Annotated in this window: 21 protein-coding genes and 1 tRNA gene; 16 read left to right on the top strand and 6 right to left on the bottom strand. The window is 55.6% G+C overall.

Going from position 1 to position 19,984, the window contains the following annotated elements; translation table 11 throughout:
- Window positions 1-8 precede the first annotated feature (8 nt).
- Complete coding sequence (locus tag ACR0EN_RS07650; protein ID WP_170394014.1) at window positions 9-545, bottom strand: tripartite tricarboxylate transporter TctB family protein; 537 nt, start codon at window positions 543-545, stop codon at window positions 9-11.
- A gap of 62 nt (window positions 546-607) precedes the next feature.
- Window positions 608-1,537: a tripartite tricarboxylate transporter substrate binding protein gene (locus ACR0EN_RS07645; RefSeq protein ID WP_170394012.1), complete on the bottom strand. Its 930-nt coding sequence runs from the start codon at window positions 1,535-1,537 to the stop codon at window positions 608-610.
- A 109-nt stretch (window positions 1,538-1,646) separates the two neighbouring features.
- On the opposite strand from ACR0EN_RS07645, the gene ACR0EN_RS07640 reads away from it, so the two are divergent.
- Complete coding sequence (locus tag ACR0EN_RS07640) at window positions 1,647-2,426, top strand: IclR family transcriptional regulator (protein WP_170511797.1); 780 nt, start codon at window positions 1,647-1,649, stop codon at window positions 2,424-2,426.
- Between the two features lie 32 nt (window positions 2,427-2,458).
- On the top strand, window positions 2,459-3,811 hold the full coding sequence (locus tag ACR0EN_RS07635) for an aminotransferase class III-fold pyridoxal phosphate-dependent enzyme (protein WP_170818310.1): 1,353 nt from the start codon (window positions 2,459-2,461) through the stop codon (window positions 3,809-3,811).
- Window positions 3,812-3,845: 34 nt separating this feature from the next.
- Here ACR0EN_RS07635 and hpaR read toward each other — a convergent pair whose 3' ends face one another.
- Window positions 3,846-4,286 carry a homoprotocatechuate degradation operon regulator HpaR gene (hpaR, locus tag ACR0EN_RS07630; RefSeq protein WP_170394006.1) on the bottom strand — a complete coding sequence of 147 codons (441 nt, stop codon included), beginning with the start codon at window positions 4,284-4,286 and terminating at the stop codon, window positions 3,846-3,848.
- A 105-nt stretch (window positions 4,287-4,391) separates the two neighbouring features.
- On the opposite strand from hpaR, the gene ACR0EN_RS07625 reads away from it, so the two are divergent.
- From ACR0EN_RS07625 to ACR0EN_RS07595, 7 genes are all read left to right on the top strand, one after another.
- Window positions 4,392-4,775, top strand: coding sequence for a 5-carboxymethyl-2-hydroxymuconate Delta-isomerase (locus tag ACR0EN_RS07625; protein WP_170646866.1), 384 nt, complete (start codon window positions 4,392-4,394; stop codon window positions 4,773-4,775).
- 2 nt (window positions 4,776-4,777) lie between these two features.
- On the top strand, window positions 4,778-6,289 hold the full coding sequence (gene hpaE, locus ACR0EN_RS07620) for a 5-carboxymethyl-2-hydroxymuconate semialdehyde dehydrogenase (protein WP_170663431.1): 1,512 nt from the start codon (window positions 4,778-4,780) through the stop codon (window positions 6,287-6,289).
- 51 nt (window positions 6,290-6,340) lie between these two features.
- A complete protein-coding gene (gene hpaD, locus ACR0EN_RS07615) occupies window positions 6,341-7,192 on the top strand; it encodes a 3,4-dihydroxyphenylacetate 2,3-dioxygenase (RefSeq protein ID WP_170561957.1) in 852 nt (283 codons plus the stop codon).
- 12 nt (window positions 7,193-7,204) lie between these two features.
- Window positions 7,205-8,188, top strand: coding sequence for a 3,4-dihydroxyphenylacetate 2,3-dioxygenase (hpaD, locus tag ACR0EN_RS07610; RefSeq protein ID WP_170818311.1), 984 nt, complete (start codon window positions 7,205-7,207; stop codon window positions 8,186-8,188).
- Window positions 8,189-8,251: 63 nt separating this feature from the next.
- The gene (locus ACR0EN_RS07605) at window positions 8,252-9,106 is read left to right on the top strand and encodes a fumarylacetoacetate hydrolase family protein (protein WP_480586001.1); all 855 of its coding nucleotides are present in this window, start codon (window positions 8,252-8,254) and stop codon (window positions 9,104-9,106) included.
- A complete protein-coding gene (hpaH, locus tag ACR0EN_RS07600) occupies window positions 9,103-9,903 on the top strand; it encodes a 2-oxo-hept-4-ene-1,7-dioate hydratase (protein ID WP_480585999.1) in 801 nt (266 codons plus the stop codon). Before ACR0EN_RS07605 ends, hpaH begins: the two co-directional genes overlap by 4 nt.
- Before the next feature lie 12 nt (window positions 9,904-9,915).
- Window positions 9,916-10,974, top strand: a complete 1,059-nt coding sequence (locus ACR0EN_RS07595) for an aldolase/citrate lyase family protein (protein ID WP_480585996.1) — start codon at window positions 9,916-9,918, stop codon at window positions 10,972-10,974.
- Window positions 10,975-11,034: 60 nt separating this feature from the next.
- On the opposite strand, the gene ACR0EN_RS07590 is transcribed toward ACR0EN_RS07595, so the two are convergent.
- Window positions 11,035-11,111, bottom strand: a tRNA-Pro gene (locus tag ACR0EN_RS07590).
- A gap of 126 nt (window positions 11,112-11,237) precedes the next feature.
- Window positions 11,238-12,353 (bottom strand): THUMP domain-containing class I SAM-dependent RNA methyltransferase, encoded by a 1,116-nt coding sequence (locus ACR0EN_RS07585; RefSeq protein WP_480585993.1) that lies wholly within the window; start codon window positions 12,351-12,353, stop codon window positions 11,238-11,240.
- Between the two features lie 299 nt (window positions 12,354-12,652).
- Between ACR0EN_RS07585 and ACR0EN_RS07580 the strand changes: the two genes are divergently transcribed.
- The 7 genes from ACR0EN_RS07580 to ACR0EN_RS07550 all read left to right on the top strand — a co-directional run bounded on the left by ACR0EN_RS07580 (window position 12,653) and on the right by ACR0EN_RS07550 (window position 19,426).
- A complete protein-coding gene (locus ACR0EN_RS07580) occupies window positions 12,653-13,996 on the top strand; it encodes a Na(+)-translocating NADH-quinone reductase subunit A (protein WP_170818314.1) in 1,344 nt (447 codons plus the stop codon).
- A 5-nt stretch (window positions 13,997-14,001) separates the two neighbouring features.
- The gene (locus ACR0EN_RS07575) at window positions 14,002-15,210 is read left to right on the top strand and encodes an NADH:ubiquinone reductase (Na(+)-transporting) subunit B (protein ID WP_170407221.1); all 1,209 of its coding nucleotides are present in this window, start codon (window positions 14,002-14,004) and stop codon (window positions 15,208-15,210) included.
- A complete protein-coding gene (locus tag ACR0EN_RS07570) occupies window positions 15,203-16,018 on the top strand; it encodes a Na(+)-translocating NADH-quinone reductase subunit C (RefSeq protein WP_170393983.1) in 816 nt (271 codons plus the stop codon). Before ACR0EN_RS07575 ends, ACR0EN_RS07570 begins: the two co-directional genes overlap by 8 nt.
- Window positions 16,018-16,671 (top strand): NADH:ubiquinone reductase (Na(+)-transporting) subunit D, encoded by a 654-nt coding sequence (locus ACR0EN_RS07565; protein ID WP_152460184.1) that lies wholly within the window; start codon window positions 16,018-16,020, stop codon window positions 16,669-16,671. Before ACR0EN_RS07570 ends, ACR0EN_RS07565 begins: the two co-directional genes overlap by 1 nt.
- Window positions 16,671-17,279 (top strand): NADH:ubiquinone reductase (Na(+)-transporting) subunit E, encoded by a 609-nt coding sequence (gene nqrE / locus ACR0EN_RS07560; protein WP_050603817.1) that lies wholly within the window; start codon window positions 16,671-16,673, stop codon window positions 17,277-17,279. The genes ACR0EN_RS07565 and nqrE overlap by 1 nt, the downstream gene beginning before the upstream one ends.
- 10 nt (window positions 17,280-17,289) lie before the next feature.
- A complete protein-coding gene (gene nqrF, locus ACR0EN_RS07555; protein ID WP_170393981.1) occupies window positions 17,290-18,513 on the top strand; it encodes an NADH:ubiquinone reductase (Na(+)-transporting) subunit F in 1,224 nt (407 codons plus the stop codon).
- 133 nt (window positions 18,514-18,646) lie between these two features.
- Window positions 18,647-19,426: a metallophosphoesterase gene (locus tag ACR0EN_RS07550; protein ID WP_480585990.1), complete on the top strand. Its 780-nt coding sequence runs from the start codon at window positions 18,647-18,649 to the stop codon at window positions 19,424-19,426.
- A 4-nt stretch (window positions 19,427-19,430) separates the two neighbouring features.
- Here ACR0EN_RS07550 and ACR0EN_RS07545 read toward each other — a convergent pair whose 3' ends face one another.
- The gene (locus tag ACR0EN_RS07545; RefSeq protein WP_170393976.1) at window positions 19,431-19,955 is read right to left on the bottom strand and encodes a CBS domain-containing protein; all 525 of its coding nucleotides are present in this window, start codon (window positions 19,953-19,955) and stop codon (window positions 19,431-19,433) included.
- Between the last annotated feature and the right edge of the window lie 29 nt (window positions 19,956-19,984).

Raw genomic sequence — 19,984 nt, 5'->3', positions numbered from 1 at the left:
GTGCCTCCCTACAAATATGTCAGCGCAAAGGCGCGGATCGAGTCGGGAAGGTATTCATAGACAGCCCCTGCTGGGATTTTGACTTGCAGAAACGCTCGGAACACGATGGTGACGACGAAGCCGAACAGGGCTGCGATGCCGATCGCGCCCGAGCCTCGAAACCCGGAGCGCAGCGTCAGAAACACCGCGAACAACATGGTGGACGGCAGATAGCCAAGCTGTGGCACCAGTAGGACATAAATCAGGAAATAAGCCACATATTCCAGAGACCGGACCCAAAACCCGACCTCGGCCCAACGACCATCGATCCGATCGGATAAGGCAGAGCTGAGCCAATGTAAAAAGCTGAACAAGACCATGCACCACACGGCAACGGTGGGCCACAGACCGGGTTGAGCAAACCATTTGGTCCGCTTGACGACCTGTGTCTGCTCCCCAAGCTGAGACAGCAGAAACACCGAGAAAGCCAGGAACAATACGGCAAAGACAATATCACCCGGACGGCGATACCGTTTGAACATGTCCTGAAGCGTTCTTGCGATCATTTCATCCTCCCAGCCCTATGAAGAAGGCGCGGAAATCACTGCCCGCGCCTCGATCCGGGGTGTTACTCGCCTAGAATTTCTTCTATTTTGGCGAATGACGCTTTATCTTGCTCGATCTGGGCATTCGAAGCATCGGGATCCTGCCAATAGATCAGCGCACCGGTTTCTTCGGCAAGCTTTTTAGCCTTGTCCGATTGCAGTGCTTTTTGGGCTGCGGCGGTGATTTTTTCGCGAGCCTCGGGCGGCGTGTCTTTGTGAACAAACAATCCGTTCCACAGCGCCAATGGCAGGTCTGGGTTAAGCTCAACCACTGTCGGCGTATCCGGTACCAGAGCGATCCGGTCGCCGCCGATGCTGGCCAGCACGTTCACTTCATCCAGACAGGGCAGAATAAGCTGGAGCGTGGTGTTGATGACATCAACGTCACCGGACGCCAAGGTGTTGCAGTCCAGCGCATCGAACGCGGCTTCGCTGGCAAAGTCGAAACCGCTGCTGACAGCGGCGGCAAAAGTAACCTGCGTGGGTGGCAGAACCGAGCCAAAGTGGCCGAGTGCCACGTCGTTTGACTTGCCGTGTTCCACCAACTCATCCCAGCTTTGGAACGGGGCGTCTTTGCTCGACGCGATTACGAACGGGTAGGTCAGGAAGATGCCGATCGGTTCAAACGGGTTCGGGTTCAATTCAGGAATACCAATCTCGGGCCCGATGACCGGAACACCAATCACAAACGACCCGATCGTATAGCCATCCGCCGGTGCTGTGGCGACTTCGACTGCGCCGGGGAAAGGACCACCACCGCCGCCGGGCTTGTTCACAACAGCTGCCGGTACCCCGTACATCGCCTGAAATTCATCTGCGATCATTCTGGTCAGGACGTCTTCAAGATCACCCGGAGGCCAAGGAACCACAAAGGATACCGGCTTTTCGGGGTATTCTGCCAAAGCGGCCGTTGCAGAGGCGGCCATCACGGCTGCCGCAATAAACTTTTTCATTTACACCTCCCAGTGAATGGTTCATTATTTGAACCGTGTTAACAATAATAATCTTGCTTTGTTAAGTTCATTCTGTCAAGGATAACCTCTGCGGAAGGAGGCAAAACACATGGGTGCCGCACTTAATGCGCTAAAAATGCTGGACTTATTCTCAAACACGATGGCCGAAATCGGCCTGAGTCAGGCCGCGCGCCTCTCAGGGTTGAATAAGGCGACAGCCCTGCGTCACCTACGAGCGCTTGAAGAATTCGGGTTGATCGAACAAAACCCGCAGTCAAAGACCTATACCATCGGACCAGCTGCGCTGCGGCTTGCGGCACTGCGCGAGATTGCCAAACCTGGCCTTGAAGGCGCGCGCCAAAAAATGCACTTGGCCATGCAGGAGGTTGGCGAGAGCCTGCACCTAACGCTGCTGGAACAGGGCAGCCTGCAAACCGCCATCGTGGTTGAGACAACCAAGCACAGCGTTCGCGTCAGCCTTGATCCAAGCGAGATCATCCCGGTCAACGCGACTGCGGCGGGTCTATGTATGCTCAGCTTTGGCCCACCTTTCCTGCTGGATCGTCTGGATCAGGAAGCGCAGGTACGTTTCACCGAATCCACCCTGACAGACCCGGATCTGATCAAGGAAAAAGTTGCCCTGATCCAGCGGGCTGGCTGGGCCAACAGCAACGGCAGCTACGAAGAAGGTGTTTTTGGTTTTGCAACGCCAATCTTCGGCATCGATCAAATCGCCCTTGGAACCATTTCGATCGCCGTGCCCGAGATTAGAGCCACTCATGAGCGCCTGCCCTTGATCCTGAAATCACTTCAATCCCTCTCGCGCGATCTGACCGCAAATTTCGGCGGCCAAATGCCCGAGGCCTTTCCAACCGAGTTCCACCCATAAGCGAAAGTGGACAACCCCCGGAGAACCGCAACATGAAAGACTCCAACTTTCTTAAGGAGAACAACGCCCGCCATTTCTGGCATCCGATGGCGCACCCGGCCGACAGCCGGAACAACCCTCCGACCATTCTGACCGGCGGGGAAGGGGTTAGCATCATCGATGTGGACGGGCACAAGGCCATCGACGCCGTGGGTGGCCTTTGGAACGTTAATCTGGGCTATTCCTGCGATCCGGTGAAACAGGCGATCACTGATCAACTGAATGCGCTGCCGTATTATTCGACCTTCCGGGGCACGAGCAATGACAAGGCGATCGAGCTGTCTTACGAATTGGCGCAGTTCTTTGCCCCTGACGGGCTTACGCGTGCCTTTTTCACCTCGGGCGGATCGGATTCGGTGGAAGTCGCACTAAAGCTGGCACGCCAGTACCACAAAGTTCGGGGTGAGGCCGGTCGCACCAAGTTCATCAGTCTCAAGCAGGGATACCACGGCACCCATTTCGCTGCCGCTTCGGTTAACGGCAATCAGAAGTTCCGCGCCGTGTATGAACCCATGATGCCAGGCTGTTTTCATGTGCCTGCGCCTTGGACCTATCGCAACCCGTTTGACGAAACCGACCCTGAACGCCTGGCTCAGCTTTGCGTCAAAGCGCTTGAAGCCGAGATTGCGTTCCAGGGGGCCAACACGGTTGCCGCCTTCATCATGGAGCCGATTTTGGGCGCTGGCGGTGTAATTCCGCCGCACAAAAGCTTTATGCCCATGGTGCGTGAGGTTTGTTCGATGAACGGTATTCTGCTGATTTCAGACGAAATCATCACGGCGTTTGGTCGAACCGGTAGTGAAAGCGGAGCGAGACATTGGGGCGTCCAGCCTGACATCATGACGACGGCCAAGGCGATCACCAATGGCTATTTCCCGTTTGGCGCCGCGATGATCTCGGGGGCAGTTGCCGAGGTATTTGAAAATGACACAACCGGGTTGGCATCCGTTGATCAGGGATACACCTATTCCGGTCACCCCGTCGGCGCGGCGGCGGCACTGGCGGCTCTTTCAGAAATCAATCGTCTGCGGATTTGGGAAAACGCTGCAGCACGCGGAGATGAGCTGTTCGAGGGCTTGAAGAAACTGGCTGAAAAGCACGAGGTGATCGGTGACGTCCGAGGGGGCGAGGGCCTTATGTGCGCGCTGGAGCTGGTCTCGGACCGCGCAACCAAAGCGCCGATTGCCAAACAACTGCCAATACAGGTGCAAAAGGCAGCTTATGAGGATGGTGTGATGGTGCGCGTATCTGGCAACAACATCATCATTTCGCCACCTCTGATTGTCACATCCGACGATGTTGCGAAGATCCTGTCAGCGCTGGATACAGGATTGTCGAGTTTGTAGTCGTCGCGCGTACCCCGCTTGCCAACTGGCGGGGTCAAACCTTAACAGCTTGCAGCTCTTCAAGCAGGTCCAGTAGCTCATCAAGCTTCTCTCGCCCCATCTGCGCCTCAATACTATTTGAAATGGCCAATGACGCTTGCAGGTTGTCTTTCAAAATCTGCCGACCCGCATCTGTAATCATCACCATCGTCCGCCTTTTATCCTGGCTGTCCTGACGACGTGTGACCTGCCCATCGGCTTCCATACTGCGCAATATTCGCGTCAGGCTGGGCAGCAACAGACAAGCTTCTTTGGCGATAGCGCTTTGCTCGACCTCGCCAAGCTCATCCAGTACGCGCAGGACGCGCCATTTTTGCTCGGATATCTGGATGTCCTGCAGCATGTCCCTGATGGGGGCCATGATCGTTTCGCGGGCGCGCAATAATGCAATGGGAAGCGACCTTGAGGTGCTCTTGGTATGGCTTTGAGTGTTCATGCCGCCTTCTAGTGTGCTGCCCCAGGAAATGCAAAGATTAACAACGCAACTTCTTGACGACATAAACTCATAATGCTAAACATGTTAATTAATAACGGAGGAATCATGCCGCATTTTCACGTCGAATATTCCGGGAATCTGGAAGACAGGATCGACATGGGCGGTCTGTGCGATTGCATCCGTGCAACGGCCGCTGAGATTGACACCTTTCCGCTAGCAGGCATTCGCGTCCGAGCGATCCGTGTTGATCACTATGCCATCGCAGACGGAAATCCAAAGCATGGGTTCATCGATATCTCGATCCGGCTGCGGGCCGGTCGTTCGCAGGCCGACAAGAAGGACGCAACGCAGCGCATCTTCGAGGCGGCCCGAACCTATCTGGAGCCCGCCATGAGCCAGCATTCCATCGCGCTGTCGCTTGAGATGCGCGACATCGATCCCGACCTCTCCCCCAAAACCGGCACGATCCGCGACCATCTGGAGGCCTGACCATGAGTGACCTGCACAAGAATATTGAACGGCTTGATGGTTTCCTTGCCCGTTTCAAGAGGACTGGGATAAAGAACCGGATCGCAGGAGAAGATCAAGATGGGTCAGCAGGGGTGTTCCAGTCGATCTCTCCGGTGGATAAATCGGTGATCTGCGACGTTGCCCATGGCACGGCGGAAGATATCGATACGGCGGCACAGGCCGCGCATAATGCCTTTGCAGACTGGCGCGACATGCCCGCTACGGAGCGCCGCCGGATATTGCTTAAAGTTGCAGATGGCATTGAGGCAAGAGCCGAAGAGATCGCGCTGTGCGAATGCTGGGATACTGGTCAGACCCTGCGCTTTATGTCCAAAGCCGCTCTGCGAGGGGCTGAGAATTTTCGCTATTTTGCCGATCAGGTGGTTCAGGCGCGGGATGGTCAACACCTGAAATCACCGACACTGATGAACATAACCACCCGCGTCCCAATCGGGCCCGTTGGTGTCATCACGCCGTGGAACACCCCGTTCATGCTTTCGACATGGAAGATCGCTCCGGCACTGGCCGCTGGCTGTACGGTCGTCCACAAACCAGCTGAAGATTCACCGCTGTCTGCGCGGCTATTGGTCGAAATTGCGGAAGAAGCCGGTCTGCCCAAGGGTGTGCTGAACACTGTCAACGGTTTCGGTCCAGACGCCGGTAAACGGCTGACCGAACATCCATTGATCAAAGCCATTGCCTTTGTCGGTGAAAGCCGTACGGGCAGCATCATTACCAAGCAAGGCGCAGATACGCTGAAACGGATGCATCTGGAGTTGGGCGGTAAGAACCCGGTCATCGTCTTTGACGACGCCGACTTGGATCGCGCGCTGGATGCGGTGATCTTCATGATCTATTCGATCAACGGCGAACGCTGCACGTCTTCTTCGCGGTTGCTGGTACAAGATACAATCAAGGAAGAGTTCGAAGCCAAGCTGATCGAGCGCGTGAACAATATCAAAGTCGGCCACCCGTTGGACCCTGCAACCGAGATTGGCCCTCTTGTAACGGAAGAGCATTACAACAAGGTCACTTCATACTTTGACATCGCCAAGGAAGACGGCGCGACCGTCGCGGCCGGTGGCGTCAAGGTGGGCGAAGAGGGGTACTTCGTACGGCCCACCCTGTTTACTAACGCTAACAATCAAATGCGCATCGCACGCGAGGAAATCTTTGGCCCTGTCCTGACCGTGATCCCGTTCTCGACTGAGGAGGAGGCGCTGCAGATCGCAAATGACACGCAATATGGTCTGACCGGCTATGTCTGGACCAACGATCTGACCCGCGCGTTACGTTTCACGGACAAGCTTGAGGCCGGAATGATCTGGGTGAACTCGGAAAACGTGCGCCATCTGCCCACACCGTTTGGCGGGGTCAAAGCGTCCGGCATCGGTCGCGATGGCGGCGACTGGAGCTTTGAGTTCTACATGGAACAAAAGCATGTCGGCTTTGCCACAGGCCAGCACAAGATCATGCAGTTGGGTAAGCTATAGCGGCCCCTCAGACGACAATCGCGCGAAAAACCTTAACTCTAGGAGGAGACCATGGGAGAAATCGTTCTTGCCGCCAAAATGACCCATGTGCCGACTCTGCTCATGTCTGAGCAGGAAGGCCCGGTTAAGGGCAAACGCCAGCCTGCCATTGATGGTCACCGCAAAATCGCGCGCCGTGCAAAAGCGCTGGGGGCGACCACGGTGATCATTTGCGACACGCATTGGGTGATCAATGCCGGGTTTCACATCAACGCCAATGAAAAATTCGAAGGTCTGTTCACGTCGAACGAGTTCCCGCAGTTCATCCAGGACCTGCCCTATTCCTATGAGGGCAATCCTGAAATGGGTGATGCCATCGCAAAGATCGCGTCGGACAAAGGCGTCTACACTTTAGCGCATCACTTGGACAGTCTCGAACTGGAATACGGTACGCTGGTCCCGATGCGCTTCATGAGCCGCGAGCATGATATGAAAGTCGTCTCAGTCGCGGCCTGGGCCACGGTGCATAGCCATGACGAAAGCCGGGTCATTGGTGAGGCCATCCGTGAAGCGGTTGAGGCCAGCAATGAAAAGGTGCTGTTGGTCGCGTCAGGCTCGTTGTCGCACAAGATCTGGGCGAACAAGGATTATGCCGCCAATAACGGCACTTTCACCATCAGCTCGGAATTCAACCGTCAGATGGACTTGCATGTGCTCGAGATGTGGAAGAACGGCGACCACGCCACGTTCCTGAAAATGCTGGGCGACTATGCCAATTTCTGCTGCGGCGAAGGCTCGATGCATGACACGTCGATGCTCTACGGAGCGTTGGGTTGGGACGCCTATGACAAAAAATGCGAGGTTGTGACCGAGTATTTCCCAAGCTCCGGCACTGGTCAGACCAACGTCATCTTCCCCGTTTAACAGGAGGTTTCAATGCCCGTTCCAGCCCCCAACCTGTACCCCGACTTCAACACGATCCGGTTGAGCCATGTTTGCCTGAACGTCAGCGATCTTGTTGCTTCGCGCAAATTCTACTCGGAGGTTCTGGGTTTGCAGGTCTCGGACGAAAGCGACACACATGTCTACCTGCGCGCTATGGAGGAACGTGGACATCATTGTGTGATCCTGCAGAAATCCGATCAGCCGGCGACTGTCGAGGTCATGGGCTTCAAAACATTCGACGAGGATGATTTGGATCGGGCCGAGGCGTATTTTATATCCAAAGGCCGACCGACCTCATGGGTTGATCGCCCCTATCAGGGCCGGACTCTGTTAACCTCGGACAATATGGGCATACCGCTGGAGTTCTATCACAGGATGGATCGCCTGGAGCCGATCCATCAGAAATACGCACTCTATCGTGGTGTGAAACCGCTGCGGATCGATCACTTCAACTGCTTCTCGACCAATGTCGATGACAGTGTCGCATTCTACAGTGATTTCGGGTTCCGCGTGACCGAGTATACGGAAGACGAAGACAGCAAGAAACTGTGGGCCGCGTGGATGCACCGCAAGGGTGGGGTGCATGATATGGCCTTCACCAATGGCAAAGGCCCACGGATGCACCACGTGGCCTTCTGGGTGCCAACACCGCTGAACATCATTGATTTGCTCGATCTAATGGCCACCACCGGCTATGTGGACAACATCGAACGCGGCCCGGGGCGACATGGTATTTCGAATGCTTTTTTCCTGTATATCCTCGATCCCGACGGACACCGGATTGAGATTTATTGCTCGGATTATCAGACCGTTGACCCCGATCTGGAGCCGATCAAATGGGACCTGAAGGACCCGCAGCGTCAGACGCTCTGGGGCGCTCCGGCGCCGCGCAGTTGGTTTGAACACGGCACATCCTTTGTCGGTGTGGATGTAAACGAGCCAGACCTATCTGCGTCTCCCATCATCGCACCGTAAGCAAAGTATGCTTGATCTAAAACATCGTAGTATGGGCGGGTTCCATAACGCCGAGGAGGCCTGATGCGCATTGCAACCTACACTGCCAACGGTGAAACATTTTTTGGTGCGATCACTGATGAAGGCGCGGTCGCACTAAACAGCGAATTTGCCGAGTTCAAAAGCCTCTACGAGGTTGTCGCCGCCGGGGCGTTTGGCCAATTGACCAAGGCTGCCGATGGAAAGCCCGTAACCCACACGGATTTCACCTTTGAGATGGTGATGCCGGATGTCCGCCGTATTCTGTGCGTTGGCGTGAACTTTCCAGATCGCAACGCGGAATACAATGATGGCAGTGCCCAGCCGAAATACATGTCGCTGTTTCCACGCTTCGCCAGTGGATTTACCGGCCATAATCGCCCTCTGATCCGCCCGCCCGAAAATCACACGCTGGATTACGAGGGTGAAGTGGCCATCGTGATCGGCAAAGCAGGCCGCCGGATTTCGCAGGACGATGCCTATGAGCATATCGCTGCCCTGACCCTTTGCAACGAAGGTACGATCCGCGATTGGGTTCGCCACGCCAAGTTCAACGTCACGCAAGGCAAGAACTGGGACAATTCGGGTGCCATCGGCCCTTGGCTGGTCCCGTTCACCGATGCCGCCCAACTGGACGACGCCCGCATTCAGACCCATGTGAATGGTGAATTGCGGCAGGACGATACGTTGAACCGAATGATGTTCCCGATCCGGCGTGAGATTGAATACATATCGACCTTCATGACGCTTCAACCGGGCGACATAATCGTCACCGGCACCCCAACCGGCGCAGGTGCACGATTTGATCCGCCAAAATACCTGGCCCCTGGCGATGTGGTTGAGGTATCCGTCGAAGGTATAGGCACCCTGAGCAACACCATCGAGGATGAGCAGATATGACCCCGGAAGACCACGCGCGCGCTGCCGCCGATCTGCTGAACGCGGAAAGGACGCAAGAGCAGGTCGGTCTACTGACATTGCGGTATCCCGAAATGGCGATGGATGACGCATATGAAGTGCAGAATGCCATCTATCGGGCCAAGCTGGCGGAAGGGCGCAAGGTCATCGGCTGGAAGATCGGGCTGACCTCGAAGGCGATGCAATATGCATTGAACATTAATATTCCAGACAGCGGCATTCTGTTTGACAACATGGCTTTCGGAAATGGAGACACCGTTCCCGCTGGTCGTTTCATACAGCCCCGGATCGAAGCCGAGATTGCCTTTGTGATGAAAGATGCCATTGGTGGTGCAGATGTGACCCGCGATCAGGTTTTGCAAGCGACCGACTATGTTACTCCGTCCATTGAAATCCTCGACACTCGTATAAAGCGGGCAGACCCTGAGACTGGAAAGTCACGCACTGTATTCGACACGATCAGCGACAATGCCGCAAATGCCGGCATTGTACTAGGGGCGGAACGCCACCCAGCGGATGCGTTTGACCTGCGATGGGTAGGGGCCCTAACCTTCCGCAACGGTGAAATCGAGGAAACCGGCTTGGGTGCGGGCGTATTGAATGATCCGGTCGAAAGTGTGGTCTGGTTGGCCCGTCGCATGGCGCAATACGGCCAGAGGATTGAACCCGGCCACGTGATCCTGTCCGGCAGCTTCATTCGCCCGATCGAATGCCCATCGGGTGCGGAAATCCACGCCGATTTCGGATCGTTCGGATCCGTCGACATCAGTTTTGCCTAAAGGAGCAGCGACATGCCCGCACCAAAGAACACCTTTAAGGCTGCATTGAAGGCTGGAAAGCCTCAGGTCGGGTGCTGGATCGGAATGGCCGACGCATATGCAGCAGAAATTTCCGCGACCGCAGGGTTCGATTGGTTGTTGGTCGATGGCGAACACGCACCAAACGACCTGCGCTCGACCCTTGAACAGGTGCGAGTGATCGAAAGTTCGGGCAGCGCGCCAGTTGCACGTCTACCGATTGGTGAGACATGGATGATCAAGCAATATCTCGATGCGGGTGTTCAGAGTATTCTGGTGCCGATGGTCGAAAGCGCTGATCAGGCGCGCGAACTGGTGCGCGCGGTGCAATACCCCCCACGCGGCGTCCGAGGTGTGGGATCATCCCTTGCGCGGGCTTCGCAATTTGCCAAAATCCCGGACTACCTCGATACGGCGGATGAGCAGATTTGTCTGCTGCTACAGGTTGAGAACAACGCGGGCATGGCCGCTCTGGACGACATTCTGACGATTGATGGAGTAGACGGAGTTTTTATCGGACCTGCAGATCTGGCCGCCGACATGGGTCATATCGGCAACGCCGGGCATCCAGATGTTGTGGAGGCCATTGAAGACGCGCTGACCCGCATCGTCGCGGCAGGTAAAGCCGCGGGTATCCTAACACTGGACCCAGCAATGCAGCGTAGGTGCCTTGAGATCGGCGTGACCTTTCTGGCCACTGAAATTGACGTCACCCTTTTCGCAAAAAGCATGCGCGCCAAAGCGCAAAAGGGCCTCGCGCTTTTGCCGCGGCAGAACGCAATCGGATCGGCGACAACAGAAAATGCCAGCAAGTACTTACAGCAATTATGCAAACATTGGTCACATAAGGGACAGGTCGAGTTCGATGCAGATACTGGAACCGTTTCTTTTGGCAGTGGCAATGCCGTTGAACTAAAGGCTACGCCAGTAGCACTGGAAGTTTGCGCCTCGGCGCATCAACGCGGTGACCTAGACAGTTGGAAGACGGTGATTTCCGATCACCTAAAACGGTTTGCCTTTCGCGAAGAGTTTGAACTGAACTGGGATGACTAGCGACTTTTGCTAAGCTGGATATCGCAGAAAAACAAAGAGGCCCTACAGGAACTTTGTTTTTGGTCGGAGTGAGAGGATTCGAACCTCCGACCCCTGCCTCCCGAAGACAGTGCTCTACCAGGCTGAGCTACACTCCGACCGTGGCGCGTGATCTATACCTCGTCATATCGATGTGCAAGAGGGATTTTGGGCGTACACACATATGTCGTCGCTGGATTCGAGGGGTGGTTTTAACCCTTCGCCTGATCCGCGAATTCGCTGAGTCACTGCAACGGATCGGTTCGATACAGTCGGATTTTTGTTCCGCCGTGATCAACGATTGGGCCGGGGGGAAGCATTGGCAATCGCGTTGCGCGGGCAAGTCCGGGTGTGGTGGTGATGATGCCCACACGCCATCGCTGGAAACGACTGGATAATACCTTGCCTAAACTGCCATAGAGCGACCGCAGGCGCTTTTCATCACCGATGCGTGCCCCATAGGGCGGATTGACGATGACCAGCCCAGCTGGGCCTTCTGGCGGCTTGATATCACTGACCGAACAGTGCTGAAATCGGGTGGCATGATCCACTTGTGCCTGTCGGGCGTTAGAGCGTGAAGCCTCAATCGCGCCTGTATTGCGATCTGAGCCAAAGAATCTCAGCTCTGTTTCGGGTTGACCGATACGAGTGCGCATTTTTTGCCAGACATCTGGATCGAAGCTTGCCAAATCTTGGAATGCGAACTGACGTGAGCGGCCTGGGGGCAGACCAAGTGCAATTTCAGCCGCTTCGATAACGAATGTTCCAGAGCCACACATCGGGTCCAGAACCGGTTCAGACCCGTCAAACCCACACTCACGCAGGAACATCGCGGCCATTGTTTCCCGCATCGGGGCCTTGGCGACTGCAGGCTTATGACCGCGCTTGTGCAAGAGCTCGCCGGATGTGTCGACGGAGATCGTGCATATGTCTTTTTCGATTCGTAGCAGCACGCGGACTTTGCCATCGAGTGAGATTGAGGTGCCGAGCCCCTCGGATATGGCTTGTTCGATGCGCTGTCGCGCCGCTCCTGCATGATAGATACGAGATTTGCGGCAGGTTGCTTCGACCTTCACGGGAATGTCTGGCCTGAGATAACTCGCCCACGGGAACTTTCGGGCGCGCTTGTCCAATTGCGCCAAATGCACGGCGGGGAAACTGCCCAGTCGCACCAGAACCTTGTTGGCACCGCGCAATTCCAGATTGGCGCGCCAGACTTCCGGCCAATCGCCACGGCACACGACACCACCTGGAACGATCCTGGCGCCTGAGAATCCGCGCTCTATGGCCTCGGCACACAAAGGCGTTTCGAGCCCTGGAGTGGCAATCAGAAAAATCTCGAATTTATCATTGTTGTCCATTGTGGTTGCTTACACCGGTTGATCAGCCTGTGCGACACGCAAATTAAATGGGCAAATTGTTCTGAACGACCGTAAGCTCAAAAGAATGTGACATTCCTTTTCGATTTTGGGCGGTAACAGGTTTGCGTTTGCACTCATCCCCGCGTAAAGGAGCCGTGATCGGAAATACGCCTGCGGATTCTGGTCGGATAATGGCGCTTTCGCGACCGGACAGACGGGAAATTTCGTGTTATTTCCTGGCATCATTGTAAGATGGCGCGCAGCAGGCGCAGGACAAAGGCTTGGAAGAACGTAGCAACATGCAAACTTTCAAACTAAAAAAAGGGTTGGATTTGCCGGTTGAAGGCGCGCCCGAACAGAAAATCCAGCCGGGGCCTGAATTCTCGTCGGTTGCCGTTCTGGGCAGTGATTATATCGGATTAAAGCCCAAGATGCTGGTGCAAGAGGGCGACGCGGTCCAGCGAGGAACGCCGTTGTTCTGCCACAAGGATGCGCCCGACGCGATGATGGTCGCGCCGCTGACCGGTAAGGTCGTGGCAATTAATCGCGGGGCGCGGCGTGTATTGCAGAGCGTGGTGATCGAGGTTTCGGATGCCAATGACGCCGGCATAGATTTCTCGGGCACCGGCGATGCCGAGACCGCCGAAGGTGTTACGGCTAAGCTCTGCGCGGCCGGGCTGTGGACTTCTTTCCGGACACGTCCTTATTCAAAGATGCCCGAACCAGGCTCCAAGCCTACAGCAATCTTCGTGACAGCCATGGACAGCGATCCACTGGCAGGTGATGCGGCATTGGTTATTGCGGATGCGGGCGAGGCATTTGCGGCTGGTCTCGCAGCTGTCTCAAACCTGACCGACGGCAAGACTTATCTGTGCCAGCAAGAGGGGGCATCCATCCCCGGTTCCGATCTGCCAGGTATAGAAGCGGCTGCGTTTTCCGGCCCACACCCCTCGGGCCTTGCTGGAACTCATATTCACTTCCTTGAGCCGCTGGGAGGGGACAAGCAGGTTTGGACCATTGGCTACCAGGACGTGATCGCGATCGGTCGTCTGATGCAGACCGGTCATCTGGATACAAACATCGTGATTGCTCTGTCTGGACCGGGCGCGCGCCAACCGCGCCTGATCCGCACCGTGATGGGCGCGTCGACGGATGACCTGACCCGGGATGAAGTGAAAGTCGACGGGATCGCGCGGATCATCTCGGGGTCGATCTTGTCGGGGCAGCATGCCGATGGTCCGACCGCCTATCTGGGCCGTTTTGCGCGCCAGATCAGCATTATTCGCGAAGATCATGATCAGCACACACTGGGCTGGATTCTTCCTATGCCTTCGAAATATGCGGTACAGCCTGTTTTGGGATCGGCTTTTGCCAAGAAGCTCTATTCATTCACGTCAAACCTGAACGGTGGCCGCCGCGCGATGGTGCCGACGGGTGTATTCGAAGAGCTTATGCCCCAGGATTATCTGCCGACGCAATTGCTGCGGGCGCTACTGGTGATGGACACCGACACCGCGCAGGCGCTGGGTGCACTGGAACTGGACGAAGAAGATCTGGGCCTAGTGGGCTTTGCCTGCCCTGCGAAATATGAATATGGGCTGGCGCTGCGCGACTGCCTCACCAAGATTGAAAAGGAGGGCTGATCCACATGGGTTTGCGCAGCTTCTTCGATCGGATCGAGCCGAACTTTACCAAGGGCGGCAAGTACGAAAAATATTTCCCCATCTACGAGATGGTGGAAAGTTTTATCTACACTCCGAAAACCGTCACGACCGTCGCGCCGCATGCGCGCTCTTACGTGGATATGAAGCGGATCATGACCTACGTCGTGATTGCTACGATCCCCGCAATCCTCTGGGGGATGTATAACACCGGCTATCAGGCAAACTCGGCCATTGCTACGTTGGGACCGGATTCGGCAACAGGATGGCGGATTGCGATCCTGCAGATGTTCGGTATCTCGCTGAACCCTGACAGCATTTTCGCCAATGTGATGCATGGATTGATGTATTTCCTTCCGATCTACATCACCACACTGGTTGCGGGCGGTATTTTTGAGGTCATCTTCGCCACTGTGCGCGGCCATGAGGTCAACGAGGGTTTTCTAGTAACCTCCATGCTTTACACCCTGATTATGCCTGCGACTGCGCCATTGTGGCAGGTCGCGTTAGGCATCATTTTCGGTGTCGTGATCGGTAAGGAAGTATTTGGCGGCACGGGCAAGAACTTCCTCAACCCGGCGCTGGTCGGGCGTGCTTTCCTATATTTCGCCTATCCCGCGCAAATGTCGGGGGATTCAGTCTGGACCCCGGTGGACGGATTTTCCGGTGCGACTGCATTGGGCATCTCCGCTGCTGAAGGCGTTCAGGCACTGGCGGCCGACGGGATCACCTGGGCCAATGCGTTCTTCGGGCAAATTCAGGGTAGCTTTGGAGAGACATCGACGCTGGCTTGCATGATCGGCCTGGCCTTCCTGCTGACGACCAAGATTGCCAATTATCGCCTGATTGTGGGCTGTCTTGCGGGCACCATAGGCTTCACGCTTCTGCTGAATCTGATCGGATCAGACACAAATCCGATGTTCGCGATGCCTTGGTACTGGCATATCGTTCTTGGGGGCTACGCCTTTGGTCTGGCGTTCATGGTAACCGAGCCCGTTTCGGCCAGTCACACCAATATGGGCCGCTACATCTATGGCGCGCTGATTGGTATCATGGTTGTGATGATCCGCGTCATTAACCCCGCTTTCCCAGAAGGTATGATGCTGGCAATCTTGTTCGGAAACGTTTTTGCGCCGCTGATCGACTATTTCGTCGTCCAGGCAAACATCAAACGGAGGGCGCGTCGCCATGTCTGATACGCAATCCAATGAACCCAAGGGAGCGATTGCCAAGTTTCTGGCTGCTTCGCCAGATTCGGTTGGCAAGACTATCTTTGTTGCCGTTGCCGTCTGCCTTGTAGCCTCGATGGTCGTGTCTGCTGCTGCGGTCAGCCTGCGCCCGGTGCAGGAAATCAACCGTTTGAAGGATAAGCAAGTCAACGTTCTGCAAGTTGCCGGCATCTACGAACCAGGCATTGATGTGACCGAGGCATTCGCTGCCTTTGAGCCGCATGTACTGGAATTGTCTACAGGTGAATTCGTTGACGATCAGTTCGACGCGACCACCTTCGATGATATCGCTGCTGCCAGCGATCCAGAACTGAGCGTCGCTTTGGACGATGACCCGGCCGGGATCGGGCGCAAGTCCAAGTACCGCGTGATCTATCTGCTGCGTGATGATGCCGGGGCGCTCGACAAGGTAATCCTGCCGCTTCACGGCTATGGCCTCTGGTCCACGCTCTATGGTTTCATCGCGCTGGAAAACAACGGCAACGATATCTACGGCCTGCAGTTCTATCAACACGGTGAGACACCGGGCCTTGGCGCCGAGGTGGACAATCCTCGCTGGAAGGCGCTGTGGAATGGCAAAAAGCTGCGCGATGATGCAGGCGATCTGCAAATCACCGTTGCCAAGTCGCAACCCGCAGCAGGCCCTGATTTCTATGTCGATGCGCTGGCAGGCGCGACGCTGACTTCGGTTGGTGTCGACAACCTGGTGAAATTCTGGATGGGCGACGCGGGCTATGCTCCGTTCCTGGCCAAACTGCAAGCAGGAGAGCTCTGATGTCTCAGACCAAGAAAGAGATGCTGGTCGACCCGCTTGTCGACAACAACCCGATCACGCTGCAGGTGCTCGGCATCTGTTCGGCGCTGGCGGTAACCTCGTCGCTACAGGTATCGATGGTGATGGCGCTGGCGGTGATCTTCGTGACCTCGTTCTCGTCCTTCTTTATCTCGTGCCTGCGAAACCAAATCCCGGGTTCGATCCGGATCATCGTACAGATGGTTATCATTGCCTCACTGGTGATCCTGGTGGACCAGATCCTCAAGGCCTATGCATTTGAGATTTCCAAGACGCTGTCGGTTTTCGTCGGCCTGATCATCACCAACTGCATCGTGATGGGCCGCGCCGAGGCCTTTGCGATGAAGAACCCCCCGGTCGCGTCCTTTATCGACGGTATGGGCAACGGCATGGGCTATGGTCTGATCCTGCTGCTGGTAGGCTTCATTCGTGAGCTGTTTGGCGCCGGGTCACTGTTCGGTGTCACCATTCTGGAGACCGTCAACAACGGCGGCTGGTATGTGCCCAACGGCATGCTGCTGCTGCCGCCGTCGGCTTTCTTCATCATCGGTCTGATCATCTGGGCCTTCCGCACATGGAAGCCGAACCAGGTGGAAGAGCGTGAATACAAAATCCAGCAGGTAGAGGCCCACTGATGGAAGGTCTGATTTCACTGGCCGTAAAGGCCATCTTTGTCGAAAACCTTGCGCTCAGCTTCTTTCTGGGGATGTGTACCTTCATCGCTGTTTCGAAGAAGATTTCAACTGCGCTGGGTCTGGGCATCTCGGTCATGGTGGTGCAGGCCATCACCGTGCCGGCGAATAATCTGCTGCTGAACTATCTGCTGAAACCAGGTGCGCTGGCTTGGGCAGGTTTCCCGGATGTGGACCTGACTTTCCTTGGACTGATCTCGTATATCGGCGTGATCGCAGCGATGGTTCAGATCCTAGAGATGGTGCTGGATAAGTACTTCCCCCCGCTCTACAACGCGCTTGGGATTTTCCTGCCGCTGATCACTGTAAACTGCGCCATTTTGGGTGGTTCACTGTTCATGGTGGAACGCGACTACAATTTTGCCGAAGCGGCGACTTACGGTCTGTCCTCTGGCTTTGGCTGGGCTCTGGCGATTACTGCGATGGCGGGTGTTCGGGAAAAGCTGAAGTATTCGGACATTCCCGATGGTCTGCAAGGCCTGGGCATCACTTTCATCACCGCTGGACTGATGGCGATGGCCTTCATGTCCTTCTCGGGCGTGAAACTGTAAGGAGGGCGGAATGGAAACCTTTGGCTTAGGTGTAGCCCTTTTCACCGTTATCGTTCTTGGTTTGGTTGCCATCATTATGGCGGCGCGGTCCAAGCTGGTTTCAACCGGTAACGTGAACATCACCATCAATGGTGAGAAAACAATCTCGGTCCCGGCGGGTGGCAAACTGCTGCAGACGCTTGCGGCAGAGAAGCTATTCGTGCCCTCCGCTTGTGGTGGTGGTGGCACCTGCGCGCAATGTCGCGTGCGCGTGCATTCCGGCGGTGGCTCGATCCTGCCGACCGAGGAAAGCCATATCACCAAGCGCGAGGCGTCTTGTGGTGACCGGCTATCCTGTCAGGTTGCAGTCAAGCAGGATATGGACATCGAAGTTCCCGAAGAGGTCTTCGGCGTCAAGAAATGGGAATGCACAGTTCGCTCGAACGAGAATGTGGCGACCTTTATCAAAGCCCTGACGCTGGACCTCCCGGAAGGTGAGGATGTGAATTTCCGCGCTGGTGGTTACATCCAAATCGAAGCGCCTGCACACCAACTCGCCTATACGGATTTCGACGTAGAAGAAGAATATCGCGAGGATTGGGATCGCTTCAATCTATGGCAGTACAAATCCGTCGTCGCCGAACCGATCGAACGCGCCTATTCCATGGCAAACTATCCGGATGAAAAAGGCATGATCATGCTGAACGTCCGCGTGGCTTCGCCCCCTCCTGGGTCCGAAGGTATCCCTCCGGGTCAGATGTCGTCGTATATTTTCAACCTGAAACCGGGCGACAAGGTCACAATCTCAGGTCCCTTTGGTGAGTTCTTTGCTCGCGAGACAGAAAAAGAGATGGTCTTCATCGGTGGTGGTGCTGGTATGGCCCCAATGCGCAGCCATATCTTTGACCAGCTCAAACGCCTTGAAAACCGCAACCGCAAGATCAGCTTCTGGTATGGAGCGCGGTCGAAGAAAGAGATGTTCTTTGTCGAAGATTTCGACACGCTGGCCAAGGAATTCGACAATTTCGAATGGCACGTTGCGTTGTCGGACGCCCAGCCCGAGGATGACTGGAAAGGCTACACTGGCTTTATCCACAACGTTTTGTTCGAGGAATATCTGAAGAACCACCCCGCACCCGAGGATTGCGAATACTACATGTGTGGTCCGCCAATCATGAACCAGTCGGTCATCAACATGCTGCTGGATCTGGGCGTGGACCGCGAAGACATCATGCTCGACGATTTCGGCGGATAAACAGAATCGGTCGGTTCCAACCCTTGGGACCGACCATTTTCATTTTGGGGCTGATGTTGGGCAGGCTGCCAATATCAACGTCTGCATTTGGCGAATTCCGCTTCATACTTTGCCGCATTGGGCAGCAGGTCTTATGTTAACCGGATGGATCAAAAGGCTTATCGCATCTCAAACACCGCCTGATCAGACGGTGAATCTGCATTCATTGGCGCCTACAGAAAAATTCTACGCAATCGGAGACATTCATGGGAGGTTGGATCTTTTACAACGGCTCCTGCCTGCGCTGGATAACGACTGTCCGGTGGTGTTTGTAGGCGACTATGTTGACCGGGGCGGATACAGCGCGCAGGTGTTGCGTCAGCTACATCACCTCGACACGAACCCCGAAACCTGGGCGATCTGCCTGAAAGGCAATCACGAAGATATGCTGCTTGGGTTTTTGTCCGATCCAACACGGATGGCGCGTGTCTGGCTGTATAATGGCGGTGCTCAGACTTTGGCTTCGTTTGGGCTTGCGGATATTGACCAGTCCAACCCGCAAGCCGTTGCCGAACAACTGCAGCAAGCGATGGGACAACCGCTTCTGGACTGGTTACAAGATCGGCCGCTGACCTGGACGAGCGGGAATGTAACGGTTGTTCATGCCGCGCTTGATCCTTCGCAGCCGGTCGATCGGCAACAGGACAGAACTTGCCTTTGGGGGCATCCTCATTTCCGCAAGAAACGCCGGAAAGACGAGCAATGGGTGGTGCATGGCCATACCATCGTCGACGAAGCTCAGGTCGAGCATGATGTCATTTCGATTGATACAGGTGCGTTCATCACCGATCAGTTGACGGCTGCGGAAATCTCGCCTGGTTCTGTCCGATTTATCTCGACCGCGCACACCGGAATCGCGCGCGTATCAGCGTAAGTCGCTAGCCGACGATCATTTGCTTCATTCTAAGTGCTTCGTATTCCAGTTCTTTCAAGCGGAAATGAACCACATCGCCAATGGTGATCACCCCGCGCAGATTTCCATCACTCAGTACGGGCATATGCCGGAACCGGCCTTCGGTCATGGTTTTCAGCACGTCGTTCAGATAATCTTCGGGGCTGCAGGTTTTAACCTCGGTCGTCATAAGATCAGCCACGGATTGGGGTAGGGTCTGGCCGGGCGTTTCCGCCATACGGCGCACGATGTCACGTTCGGACAGGATACCCTGCAGGGCACCATTCTGATCCGTCACAACAACGGCCCCGATGCGTTTTTCGCGCAAGATATCCACGACCGAGTGAATCGTGTCGTTGGGCCGCACCGAAAACACAGCATCACCTTTGCCTTCCATCAGTTTCGCAACCGTTGTCTGGGTATGCGACAGATTGGTCTCAACTGATTGACTGCGGGTTGTCGCCGCGGCCTTGTCGCCGCGTGTCGGAGGCTGGTAAGAGCTTGGGGCCATGGGCGGTCTCCTCTTTCACCGGTATTGTC

This window comes from Ruegeria sp. AB7 (assembly GCF_056542625.1).
Note: the sequence above shows the minus strand (reverse complement) of the source record. Positions and strands in the feature narration are given on the sequence as shown.

Bases quoted from the DNA above. Each gene is read 5' to 3' on its own strand.
- ACR0EN_RS07625 (WP_170646866.1), top strand. From the start codon at position 4,392: ATGCCGCATTTTCACGTCGAATATTCCGGGAATCTGGAAGACAGGATC.
- hpaD (WP_170561957.1), top strand. From the start codon at position 6,341: ATGGGAGAAATCGTTCTTGCCGCCAAAATGACCCATGTGCCGACTCTG.
- ACR0EN_RS07635 (WP_170818310.1), top strand. From the start codon at position 2,459: ATGAAAGACTCCAACTTTCTTAAGGAGAACAACGCCCGCCATTTCTGG.
- ACR0EN_RS07650 (WP_170394014.1), bottom strand. From the start codon at position 545: ATGATCGCAAGAACGCTTCAGGACATGTTCAAACGGTATCGCCGTCCG.
- ACR0EN_RS07585 (WP_480585993.1), bottom strand. From the start codon at position 12,353: ATGGACAACAATGATAAATTCGAGATTTTTCTGATTGCCACTCCAGGG.
- ACR0EN_RS07645 (WP_170394012.1), bottom strand. From the start codon at position 1,537: ATGAAAAAGTTTATTGCGGCAGCCGTGATGGCCGCCTCTGCAACGGCC.
- ACR0EN_RS07550 (WP_480585990.1), top strand. From the start codon at position 18,647: ATGTTAACCGGATGGATCAAAAGGCTTATCGCATCTCAAACACCGCCT.
- hpaR (WP_170394006.1), bottom strand. From the start codon at position 4,286: ATGAACACTCAAAGCCATACCAAGAGCACCTCAAGGTCGCTTCCCATT.
- ACR0EN_RS07575 (WP_170407221.1), top strand. From the start codon at position 14,002: ATGGGTTTGCGCAGCTTCTTCGATCGGATCGAGCCGAACTTTACCAAG.
- nqrE (WP_050603817.1), top strand. From the start codon at position 16,671: ATGGAAGGTCTGATTTCACTGGCCGTAAAGGCCATCTTTGTCGAAAAC.
- ACR0EN_RS07545 (WP_170393976.1), bottom strand. From the start codon at position 19,955: ATGGCCCCAAGCTCTTACCAGCCTCCGACACGCGGCGACAAGGCCGCG.
- nqrF (WP_170393981.1), top strand. From the start codon at position 17,290: ATGGAAACCTTTGGCTTAGGTGTAGCCCTTTTCACCGTTATCGTTCTT.
- ACR0EN_RS07570 (WP_170393983.1), top strand. From the start codon at position 15,203: ATGTCTGATACGCAATCCAATGAACCCAAGGGAGCGATTGCCAAGTTT.
- ACR0EN_RS07565 (WP_152460184.1), top strand. From the start codon at position 16,018: ATGTCTCAGACCAAGAAAGAGATGCTGGTCGACCCGCTTGTCGACAAC.
- ACR0EN_RS07640 (WP_170511797.1), top strand. From the start codon at position 1,647: ATGGGTGCCGCACTTAATGCGCTAAAAATGCTGGACTTATTCTCAAAC.
- ACR0EN_RS07595 (WP_480585996.1), top strand. From the start codon at position 9,916: ATGCCCGCACCAAAGAACACCTTTAAGGCTGCATTGAAGGCTGGAAAG.
- ACR0EN_RS07605 (WP_480586001.1), top strand. From the start codon at position 8,252: ATGCGCATTGCAACCTACACTGCCAACGGTGAAACATTTTTTGGTGCG.
- ACR0EN_RS07580 (WP_170818314.1), top strand. From the start codon at position 12,653: ATGCAAACTTTCAAACTAAAAAAAGGGTTGGATTTGCCGGTTGAAGGC.
- hpaD (WP_170818311.1), top strand. From the start codon at position 7,205: ATGCCCGTTCCAGCCCCCAACCTGTACCCCGACTTCAACACGATCCGG.
- hpaH (WP_480585999.1), top strand. From the start codon at position 9,103: ATGACCCCGGAAGACCACGCGCGCGCTGCCGCCGATCTGCTGAACGCG.
- hpaE (WP_170663431.1), top strand. From the start codon at position 4,778: ATGAGTGACCTGCACAAGAATATTGAACGGCTTGATGGTTTCCTTGCC.